The organism is Streptomyces sp. NPDC102270 (assembly GCF_044766405.1).
Taxonomy (GTDB): domain Bacteria; phylum Actinomycetota; class Actinomycetes; order Streptomycetales; family Streptomycetaceae; genus Streptomyces.
In genome coordinates this window covers 32,061-57,953 of record NZ_JBIWLX010000019.1, presented here as the reverse complement: position 1 = coordinate 57,953, position 25,893 = coordinate 32,061, and the positions used below count along the sequence as shown (strand labels likewise).

At 71.3% G+C, this 25,893-nt stretch carries 30 protein-coding genes and 1 pseudogene; 13 read left to right on the top strand and 18 right to left on the bottom strand.

The window, feature by feature from the left end; genetic code table 11:
* Window positions 1–41: 41 nt before the first annotated feature.
* The 4 genes and pseudogenes from ACIRP7_RS34455 to ACIRP7_RS34440 form a co-directional block, all read right to left on the bottom strand.
* Window positions 42–1,040: a 3-oxoacyl-ACP synthase III family protein gene (locus ACIRP7_RS34455; protein ID WP_403667462.1), complete on the bottom strand. Its 999-nt coding sequence runs from the start codon at window positions 1,038–1,040 to the stop codon at window positions 42–44.
* Between the two features lie 278 nt (window positions 1,041–1,318).
* On the bottom strand, window positions 1,319–2,317 hold the full coding sequence (locus ACIRP7_RS34450) for a 3-oxoacyl-ACP synthase III family protein (RefSeq protein WP_403667460.1): 999 nt from the start codon (window positions 2,315–2,317) through the stop codon (window positions 1,319–1,321).
* A 608-nt stretch (window positions 2,318–2,925) separates the two neighbouring features.
* Window positions 2,926–3,042 (bottom strand): annotated as a pseudogene (locus ACIRP7_RS34445) (TetR/AcrR family transcriptional regulator); the annotation flags it as partial.
* An 84-nt stretch (window positions 3,043–3,126) separates the two neighbouring features.
* Window positions 3,127–3,585: a hypothetical protein gene (locus ACIRP7_RS34440; RefSeq protein WP_403667456.1), complete on the bottom strand. Its 459-nt coding sequence runs from the start codon at window positions 3,583–3,585 to the stop codon at window positions 3,127–3,129.
* Window positions 3,586–3,776: 191 nt separating this feature from the next.
* On the opposite strand from ACIRP7_RS34440, the gene ACIRP7_RS34435 reads away from it, so the two are divergent.
* From ACIRP7_RS34435 to lnt, 4 genes are all read left to right on the top strand, one after another.
* Window positions 3,777–3,956, top strand: a complete 180-nt coding sequence (locus ACIRP7_RS34435) for a hypothetical protein (RefSeq protein ID WP_403667453.1) — start codon at window positions 3,777–3,779, stop codon at window positions 3,954–3,956.
* A gap of 41 nt (window positions 3,957–3,997) precedes the next feature.
* The gene (locus tag ACIRP7_RS34430) at window positions 3,998–5,170 is read left to right on the top strand and encodes an FAD-dependent monooxygenase (protein ID WP_403667450.1); all 1,173 of its coding nucleotides are present in this window, start codon (window positions 3,998–4,000) and stop codon (window positions 5,168–5,170) included.
* Between the two features lie 97 nt (window positions 5,171–5,267).
* A complete protein-coding gene (locus ACIRP7_RS34425) occupies window positions 5,268–5,747 on the top strand; it encodes a nuclear transport factor 2 family protein (RefSeq protein ID WP_403667447.1) in 480 nt (159 codons plus the stop codon).
* A gap of 64 nt (window positions 5,748–5,811) precedes the next feature.
* Window positions 5,812–7,377 carry an apolipoprotein N-acyltransferase gene (lnt, locus tag ACIRP7_RS34420; RefSeq protein ID WP_403667444.1) on the top strand — a complete coding sequence of 522 codons (1,566 nt, stop codon included), beginning with the start codon at window positions 5,812–5,814 and terminating at the stop codon, window positions 7,375–7,377.
* Here lnt and ACIRP7_RS34415 read toward each other — a convergent pair.
* The gene (locus ACIRP7_RS34415) at window positions 7,301–8,206 is read right to left on the bottom strand and encodes a Gfo/Idh/MocA family protein (protein ID WP_403667441.1); all 906 of its coding nucleotides are present in this window, start codon (window positions 8,204–8,206) and stop codon (window positions 7,301–7,303) included. The two genes, lnt and ACIRP7_RS34415, sit on opposite strands and share 77 nt — an antisense overlap.
* Window positions 8,207–8,327: 121 nt before the next feature.
* On the opposite strand from ACIRP7_RS34415, the gene ACIRP7_RS34410 reads away from it, so the two are divergent.
* Both ACIRP7_RS34410 and ACIRP7_RS34405 read left to right on the top strand, forming a co-directional pair.
* Window positions 8,328–8,840: a DinB family protein gene (locus ACIRP7_RS34410; RefSeq protein ID WP_403667439.1), complete on the top strand. Its 513-nt coding sequence runs from the start codon at window positions 8,328–8,330 to the stop codon at window positions 8,838–8,840.
* A gap of 112 nt (window positions 8,841–8,952) precedes the next feature.
* Window positions 8,953–9,495 carry a hypothetical protein gene (locus ACIRP7_RS34405; protein WP_403667436.1) on the top strand — a complete coding sequence of 181 codons (543 nt, stop codon included), beginning with the start codon at window positions 8,953–8,955 and terminating at the stop codon, window positions 9,493–9,495.
* Window positions 9,496–9,507: 12 nt separating this feature from the next.
* Here the strand turns inward: ACIRP7_RS34405 and ACIRP7_RS34400 are convergent, their stop codons facing one another.
* The 7 genes from ACIRP7_RS34400 to ACIRP7_RS34370 all read right to left on the bottom strand — a co-directional run bounded on the left by ACIRP7_RS34400 (window position 9,508) and on the right by ACIRP7_RS34370 (window position 15,541).
* On the bottom strand, window positions 9,508–10,029 hold the full coding sequence (locus tag ACIRP7_RS34400) for a hypothetical protein (RefSeq protein ID WP_403667433.1): 522 nt from the start codon (window positions 10,027–10,029) through the stop codon (window positions 9,508–9,510).
* A 128-nt stretch (window positions 10,030–10,157) separates the two neighbouring features.
* Window positions 10,158–10,841, bottom strand: a complete 684-nt coding sequence (locus tag ACIRP7_RS34395; RefSeq protein ID WP_403667430.1) for a uracil-DNA glycosylase — start codon at window positions 10,839–10,841, stop codon at window positions 10,158–10,160.
* Between the two features lie 68 nt (window positions 10,842–10,909).
* Window positions 10,910–12,490, bottom strand: coding sequence for an ABC transporter substrate-binding protein (locus tag ACIRP7_RS34390; protein WP_403667427.1), 1,581 nt, complete (start codon window positions 12,488–12,490; stop codon window positions 10,910–10,912).
* 189 nt (window positions 12,491–12,679) lie between these two features.
* Window positions 12,680–13,444, bottom strand: a complete 765-nt coding sequence (locus ACIRP7_RS34385) for an SDR family oxidoreductase (RefSeq protein WP_403667424.1) — start codon at window positions 13,442–13,444, stop codon at window positions 12,680–12,682.
* 12 nt (window positions 13,445–13,456) lie between these two features.
* Window positions 13,457–14,218, bottom strand: coding sequence for a 3-oxoacyl-ACP reductase FabG (gene fabG / locus ACIRP7_RS34380; protein WP_352392070.1), 762 nt, complete (start codon window positions 14,216–14,218; stop codon window positions 13,457–13,459).
* 154 nt (window positions 14,219–14,372) lie between these two features.
* Complete coding sequence (locus ACIRP7_RS34375) at window positions 14,373–14,789, bottom strand: DUF3037 domain-containing protein (RefSeq protein ID WP_393605713.1); 417 nt, start codon at window positions 14,787–14,789, stop codon at window positions 14,373–14,375.
* Complete coding sequence (locus ACIRP7_RS34370) at window positions 14,786–15,541, bottom strand: HipA family kinase (protein ID WP_403667419.1); 756 nt, start codon at window positions 15,539–15,541, stop codon at window positions 14,786–14,788. Before ACIRP7_RS34370 ends, ACIRP7_RS34375 begins: the two co-directional genes overlap by 4 nt.
* A gap of 155 nt (window positions 15,542–15,696) precedes the next feature.
* Here ACIRP7_RS34370 and ACIRP7_RS34365 point away from each other — a divergent pair, with 155 nt between their 5' ends.
* A complete protein-coding gene (locus ACIRP7_RS34365) occupies window positions 15,697–16,182 on the top strand; it encodes a Rieske (2Fe-2S) protein (RefSeq protein ID WP_403667416.1) in 486 nt (161 codons plus the stop codon).
* Here the strand turns inward: ACIRP7_RS34365 and ACIRP7_RS34360 are convergent.
* Window positions 16,169–16,825, bottom strand: coding sequence for a cysteine hydrolase (locus tag ACIRP7_RS34360; protein WP_403667413.1), 657 nt, complete (start codon window positions 16,823–16,825; stop codon window positions 16,169–16,171). The genes ACIRP7_RS34365 and ACIRP7_RS34360 overlap by 14 nt on opposite strands.
* 138 nt (window positions 16,826–16,963) lie before the next feature.
* On the opposite strand from ACIRP7_RS34360, the gene ACIRP7_RS34355 reads away from it, so the two are divergent.
* Window positions 16,964–17,431, top strand: a complete 468-nt coding sequence (locus ACIRP7_RS34355) for a pyridoxamine 5'-phosphate oxidase family protein (RefSeq protein ID WP_403667410.1) — start codon at window positions 16,964–16,966, stop codon at window positions 17,429–17,431.
* Between the two features lie 78 nt (window positions 17,432–17,509).
* Here ACIRP7_RS34355 and ACIRP7_RS34350 read toward each other — a convergent pair whose 3' ends face one another.
* Window positions 17,510–18,412 carry a LysR family transcriptional regulator gene (locus ACIRP7_RS34350; protein ID WP_403667407.1) on the bottom strand — a complete coding sequence of 301 codons (903 nt, stop codon included), beginning with the start codon at window positions 18,410–18,412 and terminating at the stop codon, window positions 17,510–17,512.
* A 74-nt stretch (window positions 18,413–18,486) separates the two neighbouring features.
* Between ACIRP7_RS34350 and ACIRP7_RS34345 the strand changes: the two genes are divergently transcribed.
* Complete coding sequence (locus ACIRP7_RS34345) at window positions 18,487–19,410, top strand: DMT family transporter (protein WP_403667404.1); 924 nt, start codon at window positions 18,487–18,489, stop codon at window positions 19,408–19,410.
* A 92-nt stretch (window positions 19,411–19,502) separates the two neighbouring features.
* Here the strand turns inward: ACIRP7_RS34345 and ACIRP7_RS34340 are convergent, their stop codons facing one another.
* On the bottom strand, window positions 19,503–20,834 hold the full coding sequence (locus ACIRP7_RS34340; RefSeq protein WP_403667401.1) for an aminotransferase class I/II-fold pyridoxal phosphate-dependent enzyme: 1,332 nt from the start codon (window positions 20,832–20,834) through the stop codon (window positions 19,503–19,505).
* A gap of 35 nt (window positions 20,835–20,869) precedes the next feature.
* Here ACIRP7_RS34340 and ACIRP7_RS34335 point away from each other — a divergent pair, with 35 nt between their 5' ends.
* Together ACIRP7_RS34335 and ACIRP7_RS34330 are read left to right on the top strand one after the other, a co-directional pair.
* Window positions 20,870–21,553, top strand: a complete 684-nt coding sequence (locus ACIRP7_RS34335; protein WP_403667398.1) for a pyridoxamine 5'-phosphate oxidase family protein — start codon at window positions 20,870–20,872, stop codon at window positions 21,551–21,553.
* Window positions 21,553–22,185, top strand: a complete 633-nt coding sequence (locus ACIRP7_RS34330) for an FMN-binding negative transcriptional regulator (protein WP_403667395.1) — start codon at window positions 21,553–21,555, stop codon at window positions 22,183–22,185. The genes ACIRP7_RS34335 and ACIRP7_RS34330 overlap by 1 nt, the downstream gene beginning before the upstream one ends.
* Window positions 22,186–22,228: 43 nt before the next feature.
* Here the strand turns inward: ACIRP7_RS34330 and ACIRP7_RS34325 are convergent, their stop codons facing one another.
* The 3 genes from ACIRP7_RS34325 to ACIRP7_RS34315 all read right to left on the bottom strand — a co-directional run bounded on the left by ACIRP7_RS34325 (window position 22,229) and on the right by ACIRP7_RS34315 (window position 24,950).
* Entirely contained in the window at window positions 22,229–23,140 is a 912-nt protein-coding gene (locus tag ACIRP7_RS34325; protein WP_403667392.1) for a DMT family transporter, read from the bottom strand.
* A 192-nt stretch (window positions 23,141–23,332) separates the two neighbouring features.
* Entirely contained in the window at window positions 23,333–24,331 is a 999-nt protein-coding gene (locus ACIRP7_RS34320) for an EamA family transporter (RefSeq protein ID WP_403667389.1), read from the bottom strand.
* Between the two features lie 52 nt (window positions 24,332–24,383).
* On the bottom strand, window positions 24,384–24,950 hold the full coding sequence (locus ACIRP7_RS34315) for a Clp protease N-terminal domain-containing protein (protein WP_403667386.1): 567 nt from the start codon (window positions 24,948–24,950) through the stop codon (window positions 24,384–24,386).
* Between the two features lie 217 nt (window positions 24,951–25,167).
* Between ACIRP7_RS34315 and ACIRP7_RS34310 the strand changes: the two genes are divergently transcribed.
* On the top strand, window positions 25,168–25,335 hold the full coding sequence (locus ACIRP7_RS34310) for a hypothetical protein (protein ID WP_403667384.1): 168 nt from the start codon (window positions 25,168–25,170) through the stop codon (window positions 25,333–25,335).
* Window positions 25,336–25,452: 117 nt separating this feature from the next.
* On the top strand, window positions 25,453–25,881 hold the full coding sequence (locus ACIRP7_RS34305) for an SRPBCC family protein (RefSeq protein WP_352392084.1): 429 nt from the start codon (window positions 25,453–25,455) through the stop codon (window positions 25,879–25,881).
* Window positions 25,882–25,893 lie beyond the last annotated feature (12 nt).

The window sequence follows — 25,893 nt, the reverse complement described above, 5'->3', positions numbered from 1 at the left end:
CGGCGAACCGGGGGGCGGGCAGTCGGGCATTCGTCATCTCGTCATCTCGTCACCGACCAGCGCATCAGCGAGGCGCCGATCGACGTCCCGCTGCCGAGGCCGGCCATCAGCACCAGGTCACCGTCGTGCAGCAGTCCCGCCCGGTTGACGAGGTCCAGGGTGAGGGGCACGGAAGCGCTGCCGACATCGCCGTACTGCTCGAGGGTGCGGTGGGTCACGGCGTTCCTGAGGCCCGACGCGCGGGCCAGTTCGTCCGGGCGGAGCCCGTCGGGCTGGTGCGGTATGAGGTGGTCGATCTGCTCGGTCCCGTATCCGGCGCCTCGTACCAGCCCGGCCAGTGCGGGGGGTCCGTACTCCATGACGAAGTCCCGTATCCCACGGCCGTCCCTCGTGACGCAGTGCCCGCCGGCGCCGACCGACTCGTGGGACGGAGGTACCCGGCTGCCCCCGGCCTCGATCCGCAGCACGTCGTGTGCGTCACCGGGACTGGACAGGTGCGTGCCGATGAAGCCATAGCCAAAGGGCACCGGCCCGACCAGGGCCGCGGCGGCGCCGTCTCCCAGCAGCGCGGCCGTACGGTGGTCGGAGCCGTCGATGAACCGCGAGTACACCTCGGTGGAGATCATCAGTGCGAGTCCGCCCCCGCGCAGCCGCAACAGGCAGCGGACCGACTCCAACCCGTAGAGGAAACCGCTGCTGCAGGCACTGATGTCGAAGCAGGCCGCGTGGTGGGCGTCGATGGCGTTCTGCACCAGGTGTGAGGTGGGCGGTTGGGGGGAGTCACCCGTGGCGGTGGACACGACGAGATAGTCAATCCGATCGGCGGTGATGCCCGCGCGGGCGAGCGTCCGTTCGGCAGCGCGGGTGGCCAGGTCGGACGCGGCCTCGTCGGGTGCCGCGTAGCGCCGGATCCTGATCGGGGTCGCTCGTTCGATCTCTTCGGCGGTCACGCCGGCCCGCCGCGCGACCTCCACGCTGTCGATCTCGTCCTTGGGCACGTAAGAGCCGGTCGCGAGGATTCCGGCAGAGTATTCGGCCACCGTCGGCCACACCTTTCAAGGGAGGGGGACGCAGGTCGCACTCGCGCGCCGCCCAGGCATCCGTCGGGAGCGGAAGACGAGCGGTTCTTCCCGGCGCGAACCCGGGAATCGGCGTCGTGCCGACCCGCGAGGATGCGCGCACATCCTGGTCCGGCACGCCGTCGAAGATCCCGACGCCGTCCACCCGCGGATGAAAGGCGGTGAACTCGGCGGGCAACGGCGTCCGTTCCCGTTCCTGCGGCTCGGCACCGCCCAGGCGGCTCGGGCGGACGCGTCCCTCACCGCGGCACCGCCCAGCGCAGCAGGCATGACCCCAGGGAAAGGCCACCGCCGAAACCGCTGATCATCATCAGATCCCCGTCCTGGAGGTGACCCGCCCGGCTGGCCTCGTCGAGCGTCACGGGAATGGAGGCACTGCCGACATTGCCGTACTTCTCCACGGTGCGGTGCGTCATGACGTGCGCCAGGCCCGCCTGCTCCACCAGTGCGTGCAGCAGCGCACCGTTGCCCTGGTGCGGTACCAAGTGGTCGATCCGGTCGAACGGTATGCCCGCGCGTCTGGAGAGCCGTTCCAGCGTGGGCGGGACCTCCTTCATCACGAAGTCGCGCACCAGTCGGCCGTCCATGCGGAAGTAGTGCTCCCCCGCCTCCACCGTCTGGTGAGAAGCCGGCTTGCGACTGCCGCCCCCCTCGACCCTGACCAGGTTGCGTCCCTCGCCCTGGCTGGACAGGTCGAATTCGACGAACCCGTACGGGGGCGGCACCATGCCCACGACCGCCGCACCGGCGCCGTCACCGAACAGCACCGCTGTGCGTCGGTCGTCGAAGTCGAGGATCCGCGAGTAGACCTCCGCCGCCACCACCAGCACATGGCTGCCCGGGTACGAGGAGATGAGGCCGCGAGCCAGCGCCAGCCCGTAGACGAATCCGCTGCACACCACATTCAGGTCCAGACACGCGGCGTTGTAGGCCTTCAGCCCGCGCTGGACGAGGTTCGAGGTCGGCGGCAGCGGTGCGTCGCCGGTGGAGGTGGAGACGATGATGAATCTGATCCGGTCGGCGGTGACACCGGCCTGGGCCAGTGCCCGTTCGGCGGCCCGGACGGCCAGGTCGGAGGCGGCCTCGTCGGGTGCCGCGTAGCGGCGGGTCCTGATCTGGGTTTTGCGTTCGATCCATTCGGCAGTGGTGCCGACCCGCTGCGCCAACTCCTCATTGCTGATGACGTCCCTGGGCAGATAGGAGCCGGTCGCCAGGATTCCGGCAGAGACGTTCGCCACTGTCGCGTGCACCTTTCACGGGACTGGCCGGGCGGCGGGCTGCCGGGACAGCTCGGTCGTGGCCTGGTCGAAGGCGGCCGGGGCGTGTTGGTTCGGACAGGGCAACGGCCGGCGCTCCGGGAACCTCACGGAAGGACGTGCGCCGGTGCGTGCCGTGCCGGCCAGGCCCGTCCATGCCCGGCATACGGTCGTCAGCCCAGCCCGGATGGTGAGGTCGGGGAGCGAGACGGGGCTGGCCTCGGGCAGGGGGCTCGTCCGCCTGGGCGATGAAGAGGACTCGGTCGACGTACTCCGTGACCAGGCCGGTATCGGCGCCCCCCAGTACCAGGCCGGTGTCGGCGCCCCCCAGTACCAGGCACGGGACAGGCACCTGGGTACCGGTGGCCGCGACCTGCTCCACGCGCGACGCCCGAGACCGGCGCGTCGGCGGCGACCGGGGGCAAGTGGCGGCATCGCGGGCCTTCCTCCTTCGAGGCGGACGGGACGGTCACACCCTGCGCCGCCGGCCTTGACAATCACTCGAGCATGGTTGGACACCGCCGCGCCCGGTTGCCGCCGACGGCGCTGTGGTTACGCTCCACCTCATCTCGACCCCGCCCGGCGACCTGCCGTACGCCGAGCCTGTCGGCCAGCAGACCCATGGTCAGGCCCGCCAGACCGACCTCGTCGGCGAGCTCCGCTCCTGCCGCGACGACGGTGCTCGTATCGAGGGCCGCCCTAGGCACGGGCGTGTGCTTCCAGGAAGGCCAGCATCAGGGACACCGTCTCCTCGGGGTACTGGTCGTGCGGGTAGTGGCCGGCTCCCTCGATCACCACGAGCTCTCCGCACCGTCCGGCATCGCAGCTACGATCGCCTCGCCCTCGGCGCGCGGATCGACCCAGTCGGGGTCGAGCGAGCCCTGCACGATCAGGGCAGCGCACCGTACGTTGCCCAACTGGGCGCCGGCGTCGGTCGGCGCCGACTGCCCCATCCTCTGCAGCGCCCGCATCCGGCCTGGCTCGCCCAGCATCGCCTCGATGCGGGCCAGCCGGTCGGTCCAGCCGGCCGGCTTTCGGCCCGGGTAGGCGTGGTCGAGACAGCGGGACCACTGTCCCACGCTGCCGAACAGGCTGGCGCCGAGCAGCCGGAAGGCACCCTTGCGGTAGCTCTTCGAGCGGAAGTCGCCAAGCTTGATCGACTGCGCGCGCGTGAAAGGGCCCAGTTCGATGACACCCCTGCCAGAGTGATCGACCAGGACGGCCGGGCCGCTGTCGATGTGGCGGATCACCGCGAGCAGATCACCCGCGATGTCGGTGCGCGAGTAGGAAGGCCATGGTGAAACGACAGTTCGTGGTCGTCTGCGTCGACTGACCGTGGGCCCACTCCAGGGCGCCCGCCCCGAAACCCGTGACCAATCACATACGTTGTGCGTAGCCGTCCGGTAGCGGACTGTCAGTGCTTGCGCCTACGCTTGTGCGCATGTCCCCCGATTCCGTGACCCCTGGTTCCGTGCGGTCTGCTGCCGAGGTGAACGAGCAGATCCGGGCCCTCTGGACGCGCACCGGCGGCACGCTGTCGTCACAGGAGCGCGTGGAGTACGAGCTGCTCGTGGTCGAATGGGCGGCCGCGATCCGCCGTGACGTCATCGAGGCCGCCTGAGCCCCGAAAAGAAGGCGCGTCCCTCGAAGTGAGGTCAGGGCATGAGAGCGATCGTCGTGGGCGCGGGCATCGGAGGACTGACCGCGACGCTGAGTCTGCGCCGGGCAGGCCATGACGTGACCCTCCTCGAGCAGTCGCGGCGGCTCACCGAGATCGGCGCCGGCATCCAGCTCGCCCCCAACGCCACCCGTGTACTGCGCCGTCTGGATCTGCTCGACGCCGTCGCGGAGCACGCCACGCGCCCGGCCCACATCAGCTTCCGCACCTGGTCCGACGGCTCCGAGATCTGCCGCTATGTCATCGGCAGGGAGGCCGAGGAGGAGTTCGGAGCGCCGTACCTCCAGCTCCACCGGGCCGATCTCCAACGGGCACTCGTCGCCGCCGTACCGCCCGATGCGCTGCGCCTGGACACCGCCGTCGTCGGGATCGACCAGGACGACAGGGCGGCCCACGTGACCACGGTGAGCGGGGAACGCCTGGACGCCGACCTGGTCGTGGCCGCCGACGGCATCCGCTCCGCCGCCCGCCGGTGGCTCTTCGGCGCGGACGAGGCGGTGTTCTCGCACACCGCCGCCTACCGGGCCCTGCTCCCCGCCGCCGAGGTCGCCGACCTCGACCTCCCGGAGTACGCCGGCTGGCTCGGCCCGGACCGCCACGTGGTCCACTACTGGCTGCGCGGCGGTGAACTCCTCAACTTCGTGGCCGTGTTCGTGACGTACCGGGCTGCCCAGGAGTCGTGGACCGCGCGGGCGGAACCCGGCGAGCAGCTGCGCACCTTCGCCGGCTGGGACCCCCGGCTGCTGACCGTCCTCGACCGCGCGGGCCAGGTCTTCCGGTACGGCATCCACACCCGCGCCCCGCTCCCCAGCTGGAACATCGGCCGGATCACCCTGCTCGGCGACAGCGCCCACGCGATGGTGCCCTTCCAGGCCCAGGGCGCGGCCCAGGCCATCATGGACGCGGCCGTGCTCGGCGACTGCCTCACCGGCACGGCACCGGACGAGGTGCCCGAGGCGCTGGACCGGTACGTCCGCAGGCGGGCCCCGGCCGCCACGGCCGTACAGACCAGTTCCGCCCGTGCGGGCCACGACTACCACGTGCCGGACGGCCCCGAGGCCGAGGCGCGCAACGCCCGCCTGGTCGCCCTCGCGGGCGAGAACCGGTTCGGCCCGCACTCGGCCGCCTGGCCGGTCGACGTCCTGGCCGACGGCTGACCGCCCGCTCCGGTGATCCCCGGCCGCCCCCGCCCCGCCCTCCGAATGTCACCGCACGCCCCTTGGCGCGGCCCGCCCCATGCCCAACACTGAGCCGATGACGCAGCGTGTAGAGCTCGCGACCGTGATGGACCGGCTGGCCGTGGACGCACTCGTCACCGACTACGCCGTGGCCGTGGACGACGGCGACTGGGAGGCGTACCGAGGACTGTTCACCGCCGACGGACGGGCCGACTACCGCTCGGCGGGCGGGATCGAGGGGGACGCGCAGCACGTCGCCGCATGGCTCGCGGAGAGCCTGCGGCTGTTCTCGATGCGCCAGCATCTGATCGTCAACCGCCGCATCCGGTTCGACGTCGTGGACCAGGACCCCGACACGGCCCGCGTCCAGGCCGACTACATCAACCCCATGCGCCTCGCCGGCGACACCTCCGCCACCGCCCCCGACTTCGTCTGCGGCGGCCGCTACGCCTTCGCCCTGCTGCGCACGGACGACGGCTGGCGGCTGCGCGAGGTCGTGGTGCGGGAGAAGTGGCGGCGTCTGCCGGACCCCCGGCCCGCACCTGTGATCAACTGAGCCGACGCCCTCGGGTGGTCAACCGCACGCACTTCGGAGACCCACACGGGGTAGGAGGCGCCGTATGAACACGCTCGGCCACTGGCTTGCCTCCCCCTGGCGACGCTCCACCGTCGCCGTGCTGGCAGGCGCCCTCCCCCTCCTCGCCTTCCCGGCACCGTCCCTGTGGTGGTTCGCCTACGTCGCCCTCGTCCCGTGGATCGCGCTGATCCGCTCGGCGCCCACGGCGAAACGGGCGGCGTACGACGGCTGGGCCGGCGGTTTCGGGTTCATGGTGGGCATGCACCACTGGCTGCTGCCGACCCTGAGCGTGTTCCTCTTCGTCATCGGCGCCCTGCTCGGCGCGCTGTGGGCCCCGTGGGGCGCGCTGGTCCGGCACTTCCTGGCCGGGACGCCCTCCCCCGGCCGGATCGCCGCCGCCCTGGCCGTACTGCCGTCGGGCTGGCTCGGCATCGAGCTCGTCCGCTCCTGGCAGGGGCTCGGCGGCCCCTGGGGCGTGCTCGGCGCCAGCCAGTGGGAGGTCGCACCGGCGCTGCGGCTGGCCTCGGTGGGCGGGGTGTGGCTGATCAGCTTCCTGCTCGTGGCCGTCAATGTGGCGGTCGCCGTCCTGGTGACGGTCCGTGCGTCCCGGATCCCCGCGGTGGCGGGCCTGGTCACCGCGGCCGCCGTGGCGTCGGCGGCCTGGATGTGGTCGCCGCGTCCCGACCCGGGGGGCAGCACACGGATCGCCGTCGTCCAGCCCGGTGTCATCGACGGCCCCGACCGGCGCTTCGCCCGCGAGGAGCGGCTGACCCGCGACCTCGCCGGGCAGGACGTCGATCTCGTCATCTGGGGCGAGAGCAGTGTCGGGTTCGACCTCGGGGACCGGCCCGACCTGGCGAAACGGATCGCGGCGCTCTCCGAGGAGAGCGGCGCCGACATCCTCGTCAACGTGGACGCCCGCCGCTCCGACAAGCCCGGCATCTACAAGAGTTCCGTGCTGGTCGGCCCCGGGGGGCTCACCGGCGACCGCTACGACAAGATGCGGCTGGTCCCCTTCGGCGAGTACATCCCGGCCCGCTCGCTGCTCGGCTGGGCCACCTCGGTGGGCAAGGCCGCGGGCGAGAACCGCAGGCACGGCTCCGAGCAGGTCGTGATGGACGTCGGCCACGGGCTGAAGGTCGGTCCCATGGTGTGCTTCGAGTCGGCGTTCCCCGACATGAGCCGTCATCTCGCCGAGGACGGCGCCCAGGTGCTGATCGCCCAGTCGTCGACCTCGTCCTTCCAGCAGAGCTGGGCCCCCGAGCAGCACGCCTCGCTCGCCGCCCTGCGCGCCGCCGAGACGGGCCGCCCGATGGTGCACTCGACCCTGACCGGCGTCTCCGCCGTGTACGACCCGAGCGGCCGGCGCGTGGGCCGGTGGGTCGGCACCGATGCCGGCGCCTCCCGCGTGTACGACGTACCGCTGGCAACCGGCACGACACCGTACGTCCGCTTCGGGGACTGGACCGTGCACGCGGCCCTGCTGATCCTCCTGGCGTGGTGCGCCACCGACGGCCTGCGCGCGCTCCGGCTCAGGCGGACCGCTCCAGAACCGCTTGTACCACCCGCTCGCACAGCTCATGAGTCGCCAGCGCGTCCCGGGCGCTGAGCACCTTCCCCGCGCGCACGGCGTCGAGGAAGGCGAGCACCGCCTGCTCGATGCCGCGCTGCCGGGCCACCGGCACCCAGTCGCCGCGCCTGCGCACGGTCGGCTGGCCCTTGTGGTCGATCACCTCGGCGAGGTTGAGCACCTGCCGCTTGGTGTCCTGCCCGGACACCTCCAGGACCTCCTCGGCCGAGCCGCTGAGCCGGTTCATCACCCCGAGCGCGGTGAAGCCGTCCCCGGCGAGCTGGAGCACGACGTGGTGCAGCAGGCCGTCCGCCACCCGCGCGCGTACCGTCACGTCGTCGACCGGCCCCGGCACCAGGAAGCGCAGGGTGTCCACGACGTGGATGAAGTCGTCGAGGATCATCGCGCGCGGCTCCTCCGGGAGCCCGATCCGGTTCTTCTGCATGAGGATCAGCTCGCGCGGATGGTCGGCGCACTGCGCGTACCCGGGGGCGAACCGCCGGTTGAACCCGACGGCCAGACTCACGTTCCGCTGCTCGGCGAGCGCCACCAGCCGTTCGGAGGCGGCGAGTTCGTAGGCGAGCGGCTTGTCGACGAAGGTCGGTACGCCCGCCTCCAGCAACCGCGCGACGATCTCGGGGTGCACGATCGTCGGCGCGTGCACGAACGCGGCGTCGAGGTCCTGGGCGAGCAGCGAGTCGAGGTCCCGGTGCCGTTGTCCCTCGGGCAGGTGGAGCCCGTCGGCGACCCGGGTCAGGGTGGCCGGCGTCCGCGTCTGCACATGCAGTTCGACGTCGGGCCGACCGCCGAGCACCGGCAGATACGCCTTCTGCGCGATGTCACCGAGTCCGATGCAGCCGACCTTCACGTGGACTCCTCCAGGTTGTCCGGCCAGGGCCTTGCCGGAAGCATACGGCGGCCGCGGCGGGCCCCGGCCGGCGCCCGGGAATTCGCTGGTGGTGAGAGGTGAGGTGGGTCAGGATGCGAGCATGACGACTCAGCGCCCCGAACCCGCGACCACCGCCGACGAACGCAGCATGCTGGAGGGCTGGCTGGAGTACCACCGGAGCACCCTCGCCTGGAAGTGCGAGGGGCTGACCGACGCCCAGCTCAGGACCGCCTCGGTGGAGCCGTCCACGCTGTCCCTGATGGGCCTGGTGCGGCACATGGCGGAGGTGGAGCGCAGCTGGTTCCGCCGGGTTCTGACCGACGAGGACACGGGGCCGATCTACTACACCGAGGCCGACCCGGACGGCGAGTTCCGTCTCACCGAGGCCGACACCTGGCAGGAGGCGTACGGCACCTGGCAGGCCGAGATCGACAGGAGCCGGGAGAACGCGGCCCGCTTCGGCCTGGACGACGTCACCGTGGGCAAGCACCGCCGCACCGGCGAGCGGTTCAACCTGCGCTGGCTCTACACCCACATGATCGAGGAGTACGCCCGCCACAACGGGCACGCCGACCTGATCCGCGAGCGCATCGACGGCGCCACCGGCGACTGACGTCAGCACCGGGAGGCGGGAGCACGCCGTACGGGGACGGAGATCACCCGTGCGGGGCAACCTCCGCTCGTCCGCTGTCGCCTGGGTCGCCCGAACCAGCAGAGTGACGCGCGTGCATCGAACCACGACTACCGCAACGCTCCTGGTCACCGTGGCTGTCTCGGCCCTCACCGGCTGTGTGACCGTCCAGCGTCCACCCGTGTCCGGGCCGCCGTCGGCGACGGCACCGTCGCAGCTGCCGGGACCGGTGGACGCCCGTCCGGACGGTCGGGCGGAGCCGCAGATCGTGCAGGCCCCGGCCCAGGAGGCGCTGTCCATGATCGACCCGTCCCCGTCCTCGAAGCCGGGGAGAGCCGCCCCTCGCGACAGGGCCCCGGGGACCGCGGCGGCCCCCGCGCAGCCGCGGGACCGACAGCCGGCCCACGCGCATCCGGCGCACCCCGATCGCCCCGGGCGCCGGGCCCATCCTGAGCCGTGGCACCGGGACCCCTCGCACCACCGGCAGCCGCGCGTCGAGATCCCGGACGTGGCCAGGTCGGTCCCCAAGTCGGTTCCCAAGGGTGCGAAGGACGTCTGCGCGCTCGGCAGGAAGTACGGCCGCTGGCAGGAGGGCAGCCCGCAGACGGTCATCTGCGAGCAGACCTACGGGCGTTGAGACCCCTGGGTCTCAGGGCCGCTGCCGCGGCGGCTCCCACCGTCCGTGACCGCCGGATCCGCCGTCGCCGAGTCGCAGCTCCAGTCTGCTGATCGCCGCCCGCACACCGTCGCTGTAGCTGTCCTCCCCCAGGGCGTCCGCCGCCCTGCGGGCCCGGCGCAGATGGGTGCGGGCGGCGTCCGCGCGGGCGAGCCGCACATAGTCGGCGGCCAGATTGAGGTGCAGCGTGGGATACAGGGCGCGCACGGCGAGCGCGCTCTCGTGCCGGGCCGGCCGGTCGTCGGTGAGCTCCTCGGCGGCCGTCAACGCCCTCAGATCCCAGGCGAGTTCGTCACAGGGGTCGTCCTGGGCGTCGGCCATGTAGTGGGCCAGGGTGCAGCGGTGCAGCGGGTCGCCGTCCTCACCGATCTCCGCCCACAGGGCCAGGAAGCGGTGGCGGGCCTCCTCCCGGTCCCCCGCGTGACACAGCATGACGACCTGCCCGATCCGTGTCATCACGGCATCCGGCGCCGTCCGCTCCTGTCGCTCCGTCACGCGTCCTCCATGCCCCTGGCCGACCCTCGTCGCTGTCCCTCCCGACGCTAACCGTCGGCACTGACAATCCGGGTCAGGCGGGACCGGGCCGGTCAGGTGCGGCACCGGACCGGTCGCCGGTGGCGGGGTCAGCCGAGGTTCGGGATCGTCCAGTCGACGGGCTCGTGGCCCTGCTGGGCGATCGCCTCGTTGATCTGCGTGAACGGGCGGGAGCCGAAGAACTTCTTCGCCGACAGCGGGGAGGGGTGGGCGCCCTTGACCACCACGTGCCGGCTCTCGTCGATCAGGGGGAGCTTCTTCTGCGCGTAGTTGCCCCACAGCACGAAGACCGCAGGGTCGGGCCGCTCGGCCACCGCGCGGATCACCGCGTCGGTGAACTTCTCCCAGCCCTTGCCCTTGTGCGAGTTGGCCTCGCCGGCACGGACCGTGAGCACCGCGTTGAGCAGCAGGACGCCTTGGCGGGCCCACGGCATGAGGTAGCCGTTGTCCGGGATCTCGAGGCCCAGCTCCTCCTTCATCTCCTTGTAGATGTTCCGGAGGGAGGGCGGGGTCCTGACGCCCGGGCGGACCGAGAAGCACAGCCCGTGTCCCTGGCCCTCGCCGTGGTACGGGTCCTGACCGAGGATCAGCACCTTCACCCGGTCGTACGGGGTCGCGTCGAGCGCGGCGAAGACCTCCTCGCGCGGCGGGTAGACGGGACCCCTCGCCCGCTCGTCCTCGACGAACTCCGTCAGCTCCTTGAAGTACGGCTGCTGCAGCTCGTCGCCCAGAACCCCGCGCCAGGACTCGGGCAGCATGGCGATGTCGGTCACGTCAATTCCTCACGATGTGCGGTCACTTGCAGGCCTCAGAACCTACAGGCGCCCACTGACAACCGCTGCTACCAGCTGGTCTTCCAGTACAGCTCCCACATCGTCATCATGGTCGCCGGGTCGATGACCTTCTCGAGGCCACCGATCTCCTCGTTGGCGGCCACGTACTGCTTGCCCTGCCACAGCGGCACCAGCCGTGCGTCGTTCACGAAGACCTGCTGGGCTTCCTTGATCTGCGGCGCGACGGCCCCGCGGTCGCTCTCCGCGCGCGACTCCGGGAGCAGCTTGCCGGTGATCTCGGGGGCGTCGTACGGGGTGCCGAGCGCGTTCTGCTTGCCCACGAAGGGCGCGATGAAGTTGTCGGCGTCGTGGAAGTCGGGGAACCAGCCGCGCCCGAACACCGGGTACTCGCCGTGCTGGTAGCCCTCGACGTAGGTCTTCCACGGGCGGCTCTTGAGGGTGATGGTGAAGAGACCGGAGGCCTCCAGCTGCCGCTTGAGCTCCTGGAAGGCGGGCTTGGTCGTCGAGCCGTAGCGGTCGCTGGTGTACCAGAGGGTCAGCGGGACGCGCTCGGTGATCCCCGCTTCCTTGAGGAACTTCTTGGCCTTGGCCACGCTGGGGTCTCCGAAGTCGTCGAAGAAGCCCGTGGTGTGGCCGGTGAGTCCGGCCGGGACCATGGAGTACAGCGGCTCGACGGTGTCCTTGTAGACGTAGTGCACGAGCGCCGGACGGTCGACGATCTGGGCGACGGCCTTGCGGACCGCGGGCTTCGCGGACCACGGGTCGCTGGGGTTGAACACCAGGTAACTGATCTCGGTGGTGGGGTTCTCGACGAGCTGGAGCCCCTCCTTCTGCTGGTTGACCTCGATGTCCACGGTGTCGGAGGCGCCGAGACCCCGGTACACGACCGAGATCTCCTTGTCCTTGAGGGCCTTGACCATCTCGTCAGACTGCTGGAAGTAGCGGATGGTGACGGACTTGTTCTTGAGGTCCGCTATGCCCTTGTAGTTGTCGTTGCGGACGAGCTCGGCCTTCTCGCCCTCCTGGTAGGAGTCGAGGGTGTAGGGCCCCGAGCCGCTGATCTTCCCGTCCTTGCGGATCGCGTTCGCGGAGTACTCCTCGGGGTCCACGATCGACATGGCCGGCGTGGTGAGCACGAGGGGGAAGGTGGCGTCGGGCTGGCTGAGATGGAAGACCACCTCGCGGTCGCCCTTCGTCTCCACCCGGGAGAGCGTGCCCAGCAGGCCGGCGGGGCCGCCGTTGACGTTGATCTTCTTGATCCGGTCGATCGAGTACTTGACGGCTTTTGCGTCCAGGGTGTGCCCGTCGGAGAACTTCAGGCCCTCGCGCAGCGTGCAGCTGTACACGGTGCTGGACGCGTCCGTGAACTCACAGCTCTCGGCGGCGTCGGGTTCGGGGTCGGACACCCCGGGCGAGTAGTTCAGGAGCGTCTGGTAGACGTTGCGGAACAGCTCCCAGGAGTTGTCCCAGGAGGCCGCGGGGTCCAGGGTGGCCGGGGCGCTGGTGGTCCCCACGACGATCGACTTCCCGCTGTCGGAGGAGTCCGAGGAGAACACACCACATCCGGCCACCGTGGATATGGACACGAGCGCCGCGAGAGGCGGCAGGTATCGGTTCCGCTTGAACACGCGCTTGCTCCTCGAAATGCCGTGCCGAGAGTCGGCAAAACATACCGCAGCACCACGCACACTCAACCGGTTCGGTCACAGGCGACGTGATCGTCGTTCCGTGATGACCCTGTAAGGCCGCTGTGAGGCTTTTGTGCGTCGACACGGGCGCCGTAGGTGTCAACGGGCGCCCGTGCCGAGGCGGCGGGGTCAGCCCACGCCGGCGTTGAGGAAGATGCCGCCGTCGACGACGAGCGTCTGGCCGGTGACCCAGTCGGACTGCGACGAGGTGAGGAAGGCCGCGGCGCCGCCGATGTCGGAGGGCACGCCGAGCCGGGCCAGCGGGTAGGACGCGGCGGCCTCCTCCTCCCGGCCCTCGTACAGGGCCTGCGCGAACTTGGTCTTCACGACGGCCGGGGCGATCGCGTTGACCCGCACCTTGGGGGCGAACTCGTGTGCGAGCTGCTGGGTGAGGTTGATCATCGCGGCCTTGCTGATGCCGTACGCGGCGATGAAGGGCGAGGGCGCGAGGCCCGCGACGGAGGCGATGTTGACGATCGCGCCGCCGTTGTCCTTCTGCCAGGCGTGCCAGGTCTTCTGGGCGAAGCCGAGCGCGGAGATCACGTTGGTCTCGAAGACCTTGCGCGCCACGTTCAGGTCGAGGTCGGCGATGGGCCCGAACACCGGGTTGGTGCCGGCGTTGTTGACCAGGTAGTCGACCCGGCCGAAGGCCTCCATGGCCCGCTCGACGGCGACGGCCTGGTGTTCCTCGTCGTGCGCCTTGCCGGCGACGTAGACGGCGCGCTCGGCGCCGAGCTGCTCGACGGCCTCCTTGAGCGCGTCCTCGGTGCGGCCGGTGATGACCACCCGGTCACCGCGCGCGACGAGCGCCTCGGCGACGCCGAAGCCGATACCGCGGCTGGCGCCCGTGATGAGCGCGACCTTGCCCGAAAGCTCGGGGAGTTGCGAAGTCATGGTCCCGTTTCCCTAGTTCAGCGGTCCGCCGGCGACGTACAGCACCTGGCCGGAGACGAATCCGGCCGCCTCGCCCGTGAAGAAGGCGATGGCGTTGGCGATGTCGTCGGGCTCGCCCACGCGCGCGACCGGGATCTGGGTGGCGGCCGCGGCCTTGAACTCCTCGAAGCCCATGCCGACGCGCTCGGCGGTCGCGGCGGTCATGTCGGTGGCGATGAAGCCGGGGGCGACGGCGTTGGCGGTGATGCCGAACTTGCCGAGCTCGATGGCGAGGGTCTTGGTGAAGCCCTGGAGTCCGGCCTTGGCGGCGGAGTAGTTGGCCTGGCCGCGGTTGCCGAGCGCCGAGGACGACGACAGGTTCACGATCCGGCCGAAGCCCGCGTCCACCATGTGCTTCTGGACGGCCTTGGTCACCAGGAAGGAACCCCTGAGGTGCACGTTCAGGACGGTGTCCCAGTCGGAGACGCTCATCTTGAACAGCAGGTTGTCGCGGAGCACGCCCGCGTTGTTCACGAGGATCGTCGGCGCGCCGAGCTCCTCGGCCACGCGCGCGATGGCGGCCTGCACCTGGGCCTCGTCGGAGACGTCCGCGCCGACCGCGATCGCCCGGCCGCCGGCCGCGGTGATCTTCTCCACGGTGTCCTTGCAGGCGGCCTCGTCGAGATCGATCACGGCGACCGCGCGGCCCTCGGCCGCCAGTCGTACGGCGGTGGCCGCGCCGATGCCGCGCGCGGCGCCCGTGACCACGGCTACCCGCTGCTCAGTGGTGGACATTGCTGGTTCTCCTCGCCCTTGAGAAATCGACCTGGGGAAAACGACCTGAGAATGCACGGCCCGTTCGGTGAGCGACCGCTTAGTACCTTCAGCACCCGTGACGCTAGAAGCCATGGCACGCGGTGTCAACGTCACACGAGCGGGGTGTGATCCATTACCTGACCAGCAGCTCGAGCAGACGCTCCGGCTCGGCGGCCGGATCGGTGGTGAGCCCGGTGTGCACGGGGCCCGGCTGGACGACGGTGGAGCGGGGCGCGATCAGCCAGCGGAAGCGCCGTCCGGCGTCGTCGCGCGCTGCCTGCCCGGCCGCCGCTCCCCCGGCGCAGACCCCTTCGACGGCCTGGAGCGCGGCCCGCACGCCGGCCACGTCCGCGTGCGGGTCGAGCGCCCGCAGCCGGGCCTCGTCGAGATGGGTGCGCACACCGACGTACGCCTTGGCGCGGCAGTACACGAGCACCCCGGCGTTGATCCCCTCACCGCGTTCGATCCGGGGGACGACCCGCAGCAGCGCGTACTCGAAGACCTCGCGGTCGTCGGTGCGGCCGCCCCTGATGATGTGGCGCTCGGTCACTGGATCCCCTCGATCCGCTGGTGGACGACGGCCGCGCGCGCGAGCAGCGGCCGTGCGTAGGTCCGCCGGAGCTCGTCCGGCGACTCGAAACCGGGCTCGTCCGCCAGCCAGGCGTCCGGGATCTCGGCGGTGACCTCGGCGAGCAGGTCCTCGGTGACCCGGGGGGCCAGTTCGGCGGCGGCAGCGGCGACATCCGGCGCGAAAGGCTTGAGGACGTGGTCGGAGGCGTCGTAGGGGCGGCCGGCGGACTTCTCGGCACTGGGCCAGTTGTGCTGCCAGATCATGGTCGCGCCGTGGTCGATGAGCCACACCTCGCGCCGCCACCACAGCAGGTTGGGGTTGCGCCAGGAGCGGTCGACGTTGTTGACCAGGGCGTCGAACCAGACGATCCGGCCGGCCTCCTCGGCGTCCACCGGGAAGGCGAGCGGGTCGAAGCCGAGCGCTCCGGAGAGGAAGTCCATGCCGAGGTTGGTGCCACCGCTGGACTTGAGGAGCTCCTGCACCCGCTCGTCGGGCTCGCCGAGCCCCAGGTCCGGGTCGAGGTCGAGCGTCAGCAGCCGCGGCACCCGGAAGCCGAGCCGGCGGGCGAGTTCCCCGGCCACCACCTCGGCGACCAGCGTCTTGCGGCCCTGTCCGGCGCCGGTGAACTTGATGACGTACGTCCCGTGGTCGTCGGCCTCGACGAGCCCCGGCAGCGAGCCGCCCTCACGCAGGGGCGTGATGTAGCGGGTCGCGATGGCTTCCTTGAGCATCGCCCCAGGTTACTGGCCGACAGCGAAGCGACAGCTCCGCTTTACCCGGCTCTGAGCTCGAACGCGTTTAGATCTCGACATCGTCTGAACACCCCGAGTCGGGCGACCGTACCCATGGACAGCTCCACCACGTCCGCGTTGGAAGGAATGTCAGCATGACCAGCGAACTGCCCCATCCCGTTCCGGCTCCTGCTCGCCGTACCGTCATGGCCGCGGTGGGCGCGGCGGGACTCGCCGCCGCGCTGACCGCGTGCGGATCGGGCGACGATTCCTCCGACTCCTCCTCGAGCACCCAGGCGGGTGCGAACGCGAGCGGTGGGGGTTCGAGCTCGAGCTCCGGCAGTGGCTCCGGCGGCACCGTCCTGGCGAAGACCTCCGACATCCCCGAGGGCGGCGGAAAGATCTTCAAGGACCAGGGTGTAGTGGTGACCCAGCCGGCGCCGGGCACCTACAAGGCCTTCTCGTCCAAGTGCACGCACGCGGGCTGCGCGGTGGGCAGTGTGGCCAACGGCGTCATCCACTGTCCGTGCCACAACAGCGAGTTCTCGGTCGAGGACGGCAGCGTCAAGAAGGGGCCCGCGACCAAGGCGCTGCCGGCCGAGCAGATCACCGTGAGCAGGGACTCGATCACGCTGGCGTGACCGGTGTGCGCCGGGTGTGCCGAAAGCCGGCCAGCACCTCGTCCGTGGTCGCGAGGGTGGCGACGAGGGCGAGCGTGTGACGGATCATCGCCGGGGTGTAGTCGGAGGGCACCCCTGCGATGGCGTCCGTCACCACCACGGCCCGGTAGCCGCGGTTCACCGCGTCGAAGACGGCGTTGGGGACCGCCACGTTGGCGGAGACCCCGGTCACGACCAGGGTGTGGCAGCCGAGGTTGCGCAGCAGCGCGTCGACCTCGGTGCCCTGGATCGGCGACAGTCCGTGCAGCCGTCGTACGACGAAGTCCTTCTCGCTCACCTCGATCGGGGCCGCCACCCGCACCGCGGTGGTCCCGGACAGCTGCTGGACGGGCAGGCGTTCGGCGGCGTGGAAGAGGCGGGCGTTGCGGTTGGCGCCGCGCCCGTCGGGACGGCGCTCGGCGATCGCGTGGATCACCTGGACCCCGCTGCCGTGCGCGGCGGCGACCAGTCGGGCGACGTTGGCGAGTGCGCCCGAGGTCCGTGCCGCACGGGCGAGTTCGGGCAGGGCGCTGTCCGGTCCGACGACGCCCTGCTGGCACTCGACGGTGAGCAGGACGGTGGCCTCGGGATCGAGCAGTTCGCTGAGTCGTTCGTACGACGGCACGGTGCCCCCTCGTCGCCGGTGGTCCGGAGCCGGTGACAGTAGTCACCATTGCGTGGGGACGGAAGACGACCCATCCTTTTCTGACGTGATGTCAGAGGATCTCTCCTCTGACACGACGTGAGAGAAAGAGGGGGACGCATGACCGTCACTCAGCGTCGGGGCCGGAAGATCATGATGACGCCGGGCGAGCTGGACGAGTTCCTCACCAGCCAGCGCACCTGCCGGGTCGCCACGGTTTCCGCCGATGGCGCTCCGCATGTGAGCACGCTCTGGTTCGCCTGGGACGGCACCTCGATGTGGCTGTACTCCGTGGTGCGCAGCAAGCGCTGGACCGACCTGCGCCGCGATCCCCGGGTCGCGATCGTGGTCGACACCGGCGAGGAGTACGACGAGCTGCAGGGCGTCGAGCTGTCCGGGACCGTGGACTTCGTGGGCGAGGCCCCGCGCACCGGCGAGCTCCGCGCCGAACTCGACGTCCCCGAGACGCTGTTCGCCCGCAAGAACTTCCGTCTGGAGGAGATGCCGCACGACGGACGGCACGCGTGGATACGGCTGACCCCGGAGAAGATCGTCTCCTGGGACTTCCGCAAGCTGGGCCCCGCGTAGGCCGGTCCGGCGGACGGGGCCCGACAGCGAGGACGCCTCAACGGGGGCCTCGATGTCGGCTCCCTCCGCCTGACGGACTCAAACGGCCTTCTCCGCCGCCGACTTCAGCGCTTCGACCGCCGCCCGGATCGACGGGCGGCGGTCGGCGTCCGCGCGCCACACGGCGTAGATGTGCCGGCTGACCGACTGCCGTACGGGCACGGTCCGCACGCCCTCCGGGACCGGCCCGCGCCCGAGCCGGGGCGCCACGCACACACCGAGTCCGGCGCCCACCAGGGCGAGCTGGGTCGGGTGCTCCTCCGCGCGGTGCGCGACGCGCGGTTCGATGCCCTTGGAACGCAGGGTGTGCATCAGCCACTCGTCGCAGAACTCGCCCTCACCCCAGGTGATCCAGTCGTCGTCGGCGAAGTCCTCCAGGTCGACCTCGGCGCGCTGCGCGTGCTGGTGGGTCACGGGCATCGCCACGTCGGCCGTGTCGTCGACGATCGGGGCCTTCACCAGCCCGTCCGGCATGGGCAGCGGCTTGTTGTACCAGTCCAGGACGACCGCGAGGTCGAAGTCACCGCGGATCACGGCGAGGACCGCGGCTTCCGGATCCATCTCGCGCGAGCCGATCCGCAGGCCCGGATGCGCCGAGCGCAGTGCGCTGATCGCGGCCGGGAACAGTCCGCGCACCGCCGTCGGGAACGCGGCGAGCCTCAGCTCCCCCACCACCTGGCCGCGTTGGGCCTCCAGGTCGGACTGGGCGAGTTCGACCTGGGACAGGATGCGGGCCGCGTGGTCGGCGAGGAGCCGGCCGGCGTCGGTGAGCCGCACCCCCCGGCCGTTCTTGGCGAGGAGTTGCTGGCCGACCTCGCGCTCCAGCTTGGACATCTGCTGCGAGACGGCCGAGGTCGTGATGTGCAGGCCCTCGGCGGCGCCGCTGACCGAGCCGTGCCGGGCGAGGGCGTCGAGGGTGCGCAGGCGCTCCAGGTTCAACATGTAAGCAATGCTACGAGATATCTCGCTGGAAAACTCGCTTGTGCTACGATATCGTGTGCTGGACCCTGGTCGGCATGACCACCGCGACCGTCACCGAAACCCCGGTTCGGGCCTCCCGCCGACCCGCCCTGGACTGGCGTCTGCGCTTCGGCGTGCTCTCCCTGATCTGGGGGTTCAGCTTTCTGCTCATCAAGGTGGGCACCGAGGCGTTCGCGCCCTTCCAGGTGACGCTCGGACGGCTGGTGTTCGGGACACTGGTGCTCGCGGCGGCGATGGTGGTGAAGCGGGAGCGGCTCCCTCGCGGCGTGCGCACGTGGGGGCAGCTGGCGGTCGCGGGGTTCCTGCTGAACGCGCTGCCGTTCTCGCTCTTCGCCTACGCGGAGCTGACGATCCCGTCCACGCTGGCGGGGATCTGCAACGCGACCTCGCCGCTCTGGGGGATGCTTCTGTCCCTCGTCGCACTGTCCGAGGACCGGCCCACGCGCGTGCGTGTCGCCGGGCTCGGACTCGGGTTTCTGGGGGTGCTGACGGTTCTCGGCGCCTGGCAGGGGTTCAGCGGGCTGGACGCCAGGGGGACGGCCATGGCGCTGCTGGCCTCGCTCAGCTATCCGGTCGGATGGATCTACGTGCGCCGGACCCTGGCCGGGGTGGGGTATTCCCACATATCCCTGACGGGGGCGCAGTTGCTGCTGGCCACGCTTCAGCTGGCGGTCGTCACACCGCTGTTCGCCGGGATACCGACGCACATCGAGGTGCTTCCCCTGCTTGCCGTCGCGGCTCTGGGTGCGCTCGGTACGGGAGTGGCCGTGCTCCTGCAGTACGGGCTGGTGGCGGAGGTGGGGCCGACGACCGCGCAGATGGTCACGTACTTCATTCCGGTCATCGCCACGGGGGCGGGGATCGCGGTGCTCGGGGAGTCGGTGAGTTGGTCGACGCCGGCGGGGGCGGTGGTTGTGCTCGCGGGCGCCGCGTTGACTCAGGTGCGGCGGGGCGCCTAATGGAGTGGGGCGCGTGGACTGTTGGCGGGTGCGGGTCGCGGGTGGCTGGTCGCGCAGTTCCCCGCGCCCCTGGGTAGGTTGACCTTCCGCCTCTAGACATGGTTTCGCGTCGCTGCCGGGCCCACAGCCTTCGCGATCGCGTCCGCCAGCGGGGGGACTTCGTCACCCCCCAGCGTTGCCACGGTCACCCGGATTCCCTGCGGTGCGCCCATCCTGAAGCGGGCCCCGGGGGCCACCGCCCAGCCCGCGTGCAGGAGGCGGGAGACCGCGCCCGTCTCGTCCGGGACCGGGATCCACACGTTGAGGCCGCTGCGGCCGTGGGCCTCGACTCCGCGTTCGGCGAGCGCGTCGATCAGCCGGTCGCGGCGCTCACGGTAGGCGGCCGCCACCTCCGCCGTGTCCAGGACGCCGTCCGCCCACAGGTGCACCACCGCCCGCTGGGTGACGCGGCTGACCCAGCCCGGGCCCAGGCGGTGGCGGCCGTGGACCCGGTCGGCGGTGACCTCGTCGCCGGTGAGGACAGCCAGGCGCAGATCGGGGCCGTAGGCCTTGGCCACCGAGCGCACGAAGGCCCAGTGGCGGGTGACTGCGGCCAGCGGATGCAGGGGGAGGTCGACGATGCCGTGGCCGTGGTCGTCCTCGATGAGAAGGGTGTCCGGGTGATCCTCCAGGACCGCGCGGAGAGCACGCGCGCGCGTGGCGGTCACCGAGGCACCGGTCGGATTCTGGGCCCGGTCGGTGACGATCAGGGCTCGGGCGCCCGACTCCAGGGCGTGGCGTACGTCTGCGGCCCGCGGCCCCTCGTCGTCCACGCCCACCGGGGCGATACGCAGGCCGAGCGCCGGGACCAGGTCGAGGAGGCTGCCCCAGCCGGGGTCCTCCACGGCGACCGTGTCGCCCGGCTTGAGGTGGGCGGCCAGGACACGCTCGATCACGTCGAGGGATCCGGAGGCCACGGCGAGCGGGCCGCCCGGGACGCCGTCGGCATCCAGCGACTTCCGTGCCAGGCGGGCCAGTTCGGGGTCCACGGTCGCCTCTCCGTACAGGACCGGCTCCCGGTCGCCCTGTTCGGCGGCCGCCGCGAAGGCCGGCCCCAGCGGGGGCAGCAGCGCCGGGTCCGGGTTGCCGTTCGCCACGTCCCGCACGCCCTCCGGTACTTCCACCCGGATGTAGTCGCGGCCCGTGGTCGCCGGCTTGGACCGGACCCGGCTGCCCCTGCGCCCGGCGGTCTCGATGACCCCGCGCTCACGCAGGGTGCGGTACGCGGCCGCGACCGTATTGGGATTCACGCCCAGTTCGGTAGCCAACTCCCGCATGGGAGGCAGCAGTTGGCCGGGCTCCAGCTCGCCGGAACCCACCGCACGCTCGACGCTCGCCGCAATCTCCGCTGCGCGTCGCCCTTCGATCCGATATTCTCCTAGCACAAAGCAGATTATGCACTAGTGCAATGGAGAACGCAATGCAGGGGACCGCAGCGACCACGCCGGAGCCGACCGCCTACGCGCCGACCGACCGCACCGTCCCGACCCGCTCCCCCGACCGGGCCTCGTACGACAGGGAACTGGTGCACTCGATACTCGACGAGGGGTACGTCTGCCATCTCGGCTTCGTCCGGGACGGCGCCCCGGTGGTGCTGCCCACGCTGTACGGCCGGGTGGGCGAGCGGCTCTACGTCCACGGCTCGACGGGTTCGCGCCCGCTGCGGATGACCGGCGACGCCGATCCCGGGCTCCCGGTGTGCCTGACGGTCACGCATGTCGACGCGCTGATCCTGGCCCGCTCGGCCTTCCACCACTCGATGAACTACCGGTCGGTGGTGGTGCACGGCCTCGCGTACGACGTCACGGACCCCGAGGAGAAGCGCCTCGCCCTCGACGCGCTGGTCGACCATGTGATCCCTGGGCGGGCTCTCGACTCCCGCCCGGCCAACAAGAAGGAACTGGCCGCCACCGCCGTCATCCGCCTCGACCTCGACGAGGTCTCCGCCAAGCTCCGCACCGGCGGCGTCAACGACGAGCCCGAGGACCTCGCCCTGCCCCACTGGGCCGGCGTGATCCCTCTGCAAAAGGGCTACGGCACCCCGGTCGCCGACGGAGCCCTGGACCCCGGCACCGAGGTCCCGGACTACCTGGCGGTGCTGTGATGCTGATCCACCCCTGGGACGCGGCCCGTGACGACGCCGAGTGGCAGCAGTGGCTCGCCGTCCACGACTTCGGTCAGCTCGCCGTCAACGGCACCGCGGGCGAGCCGCCGTTCGTCCAGCCGCTGCACTTCGTCTACGACTCCTCGCGGGGCCAGGCCCTCACGCACCTCGCGCGGCCGAACCCGCTGTGGGATGCGCTGGAGGCCAGTCCGGACTGCCTGCTGAGCGTCGTCGACGACTACGCGTACGTCCCGGGTCCGTGGCAGGCAGACCCGGACGGCCCGGCCGAGCACGGCACGCCCACGAGTTTCTACGCGGCGGTCCAACTGCGCTGCCGGGCCCATGTGGTGGACGACCCGGCCGAGAAGGCGGTGCTCCTGAACCACCAGGTCGGCCACTTCCAGCCGGAGGGCGGCTCCGCACGGGTGGCGGTGGGCGAGGTGCCGTACGGACGAATGCTGTCGGGGATCCGCGGGCTGCGGCTCGAAGTGACCGGGGTGCGGGCGAAGTTCAAGTACGCAGGCAAGAGAACCGCCGAAGTGCGGGAGCGGATCGCGGACGGGCTCGCGGACCGGGGCGGTCCCGGGGACGCGGCGACGCGCGAGCATCTGCTGCGGCGGCAGCGCGCCTGAGGCTGAGAAAGGGGCCCTTCACGGAGAAGGGCCCCTTCGCCCGTCAGGCGACCGCGCGCGCCTCCGTCACCGCGAGCCCCCCGACCGCGCCCAGCATCAGCAGGGTGCCGAGAAGGACGGCCGGGGTCAGGCGCTCGCCGAACACCACGACGGCCAGCACCGCCGCGCTCACCGGTTCGAGCAGCATGATCACGGCGACGGTGGTGGAGCGGACGACTGCGGCGGCCGCGAAGTAGAGGCCGTAGGCGAGTGCCGTCGGGACGGTCGCCAGGTAGGCCAGCAGGCACAGCAGCAGGGCGGGTCGCGCCGTGTGCGGAAGCAGCCCTTCGGCCAGCGCGAGGGGCAGCAGACAGATGCTGGTGACCGCGAACACCGCCACGGACGTCCCGGAGGACTCCGCCCGGGCCGCGCGGGTGATCAGGGTCATCACACAGCAGCCGGCCGCCGAGAGCAGCCCGAGCAGCACACCCAGGGGGTGTACGGAGGCATCCGCACCGCCCAGCGTCAGCACACCGAGTCCGGCGAGTGCTCCGGCGACGGCGACGGCTCCGCCCCGCCCGAGCCGCTCCCCGAGGGTCAGGCGTGCCCCGAGCGCGATGAGCACGGGACCGGCGCCGAGGGTGACGACGGTGGCCACGGCGAGCCCGGTGGACCGTACGGCGGCGAAGTAGGCGGTCTGGAACACCGCGAGCCCGACGCCCGACGCGCCGACCCGCAGGGCCCTGCGCCCCAGCGGCTCCGAGACGGCCGTACGCGCGCGTGGCCGTACGGGACGGACCGCGAGCAGCACCGCCAGGCCGGCCGCGCAGCGCCAGAAGGACAGGGACACCGGGCCCAGGTCACTGGTCCGGTAGACCAGGGCGGCGACCGCCCCCGCGGTGCCCCAGGTGGCACCGGCGACGATCAGGTAGATGAGGCCTCGCCCGACGGGCAGGCCTGAGGAAGCATGCGACACGTGTTCTCTCCGCAGTCGCGCCGAGGCGCGGAAGTTCGGAAGAGGACGCCCGCTCGGTGGCGGGGTCCGCGGACTTCATCTGCGGGCAGCACCGTTCAGCCCGGCGGCATGGCCGGGCGTGGTCTCCGGAGGGCCCGCCTCAGGCGGCCGGCGGAGAGGAGATGAGCGTGCGCGTATGCATGATCCGGGAGCCTAGGCGGCGTTCTCCCGGGCGGACAACCGACTTTCGGCGCCACCGGCGGCGACCGGCTCCGCGGAACCCTTGGCCGGGGTCGAGGACTGCGCGATGAAGGCCCCCAGCAGGACGACCGCGCCGCCCACGATCTGCGGAGCCGAGAGGTGCTCGCCGAGCAGCACCCAGGCGAGGACGGTCGCGACGACCGCTTCCAGGCAGGCCACCACTCCGGCTATCGCGGGCGAGAGCCTGCGTACCGAGACCACGCCCGTGACGTAGGCGAGGACGGTGGCGATCAGCACGATCCAGCCGAGCAGCAGGCCGGCCGCGACCGGGGTGCCGTTCATGTCGGCGCGCTGCGCGAGGACGGAGAAGTCCATGGTCCACGGGTGGGCCACGGCGGTCAGGACGACGGTGCCGACGAGGAGGCCGTACGCGATCACTCCGAGCGGGTCGGGGGCCTGGTCCCCGGAGTCGCTGCCCTGGTCGGACAGGATGAAGTAGCCGACCTGGCAGCAGGCGGCGCCGAGCGCGAGAAGCAGTCCGAGGGCGTCGAAGCTGAGGCCCGACCAGACCTCGACGACACAGGCGAGCCCGCCGACCGCGAGGACCACGCCGAGCGCGGCGGCGCGGGTGACCGGCCGTCGCTGCACGAACCGCACCCAGCCGAGCACCAGGGCCGGGGCGAGGTACTCGACGAGCAGGGCCACACCGACCGGGATGCGGGAGATGGAGGCGAAGTAGAAGGCCTGTACGCCCGCCACGCCCAGCAGTCCGAAGCCGGCGAGCAGGGCGGGACGGCTGCGCAGGAGCGCGCGGTGGCGGACGGCGAGCGGCAGCATCACCAGGGCGGCGCCCGCCACCCGCAGCCACACCACGTGGAGCGGGTCGAGACCCGCCTCGATCAACGGCTTGGCCGCGACCCCGGATCCGCCGAAGGCGAGTGCGGACACCAGCGCGAGACCGAGCCCGACTCCCCTGCCGCCACCGGCCCTGCTGCTCTCAGACGTATGCACCAACCCATGATGACAGGGCACGACATGAGCGTCACCCCCGTTGACTCCTGTCTCAGCGGCTGGACGGCGGCGGCCCGCCCCACAGCCCTCCGGGCAGGCGGCCGTCGATCCGCGCGGACACGGCCCGCGCGTCGATTCCCGCACGGGTCAGCACCTCGACGGCCCGGGACTCGGGGTCCGCCAGGATGGCCGCGAGCAGGTCGGTCCCACGGGCGGGCCCGTCGGCGCGGCGCTCGGCCCGGGCGCAGGCGTGGTCCATGGCGCCCGCGGCGAGCGGTGAGAAGCCCTCGGCCGCCGTCACGACGGGGACCGCGCCGGAGTCCTCGACGGTGCCCTGCCAGCGCAGTCCGTAGCCGATGCTGCGCTGCACGAGGTACCCGAGGAGCCGTGGCAGCTGGGGTTCCGCGTCGAGGACGGCGTACGCCTCGGCGTCGGCGTCCAGCAGCGAGTGCAGCAGATGGGCCGTGTCGATCTGCCGGTCCCCGTCCCTGAGCGCGCGCCTGCGGGCGCCGGACACCACCGCTGCCAGTTCCGCGCTGAGCCTGACATCGCCGTCCGGACGAGCCGGCGGCGGGCCGCTCTGTTCGCGGGCCGACTGCCGGGGGATACGGGGGTGCACATCCCCACCTCATCAGTCCCACCGCTTCCTGACATCCCCGAGGGGAAGCATCTTCGCGTCCCACGGAGAGCGGACGGCGGAGCCGGGATCTCCTCCTTGCGGATGACATCAGGCGTTTCCGTCCCGGTGGGCGCGCGCCGCCTTGCCGTGCGCCCCTGGCCCAACCGCCCCACGACGTCATTCGTCCCACACAGGCGTGGAGAGCAGGAGCTGGCTGGTGGCACTGCCGGCCGTGGACGGAAAGCAGTACGTGTACCGGGTGTACGCCCCGGAGGACGCACTGCTCGCCGACCTGTTCTGGGAGGCGTGGCACTGTCACGACGAGAGCGCGTTCCCGCGCGCGTGGGACCTGTTCGAGGCGGCGGTGATACGGCGGGCGGGCTGAACACCCCCTTTGAACATCGCTCCGCACGCCACTTCCTGACGGTTCATCAGTATTGAATGTTGGACCCGCTGCGGCTACTTTCCGCGACACCACAGACCGACACGAAGAGGTGGCCGTATGGCGGAAATCAGCGCGGAGGCACGCATCCCGGCACCCGCGGAGAAGGTCTGGGCCCAGCTCACCGACTGGTCAGCGTACGGCGAGTGGAACGCGACCCACACCAGCTTCCCCAAGGGCGGCCCGACGGTCCTCGAACCGGGCGGGACCTTCCAGGAGAACATGAAGCTGATGGGTTTCCCCGCCGAGGTCGAGTGGACCATCGACCAGGTGGAGCCGGCCCGGCTGTTCGCCATCCGGGGCAAGGGCCCGATGGCGGTGAGCGTGGCCACGCGCTACACCCTGACGCCCGACGGCGACGCCACCACGGTCCGCATCGACGGCGAGTTCACGGGCGCAGCCGTCTCCCTGATGGCGGGCAAGCTGAAGGACTCGGGGACCGCCGCACTGAACGAGTCGCTGCGAAAGCTGGCCGGACTGGTCGTGTGAGCGCCGCACCAG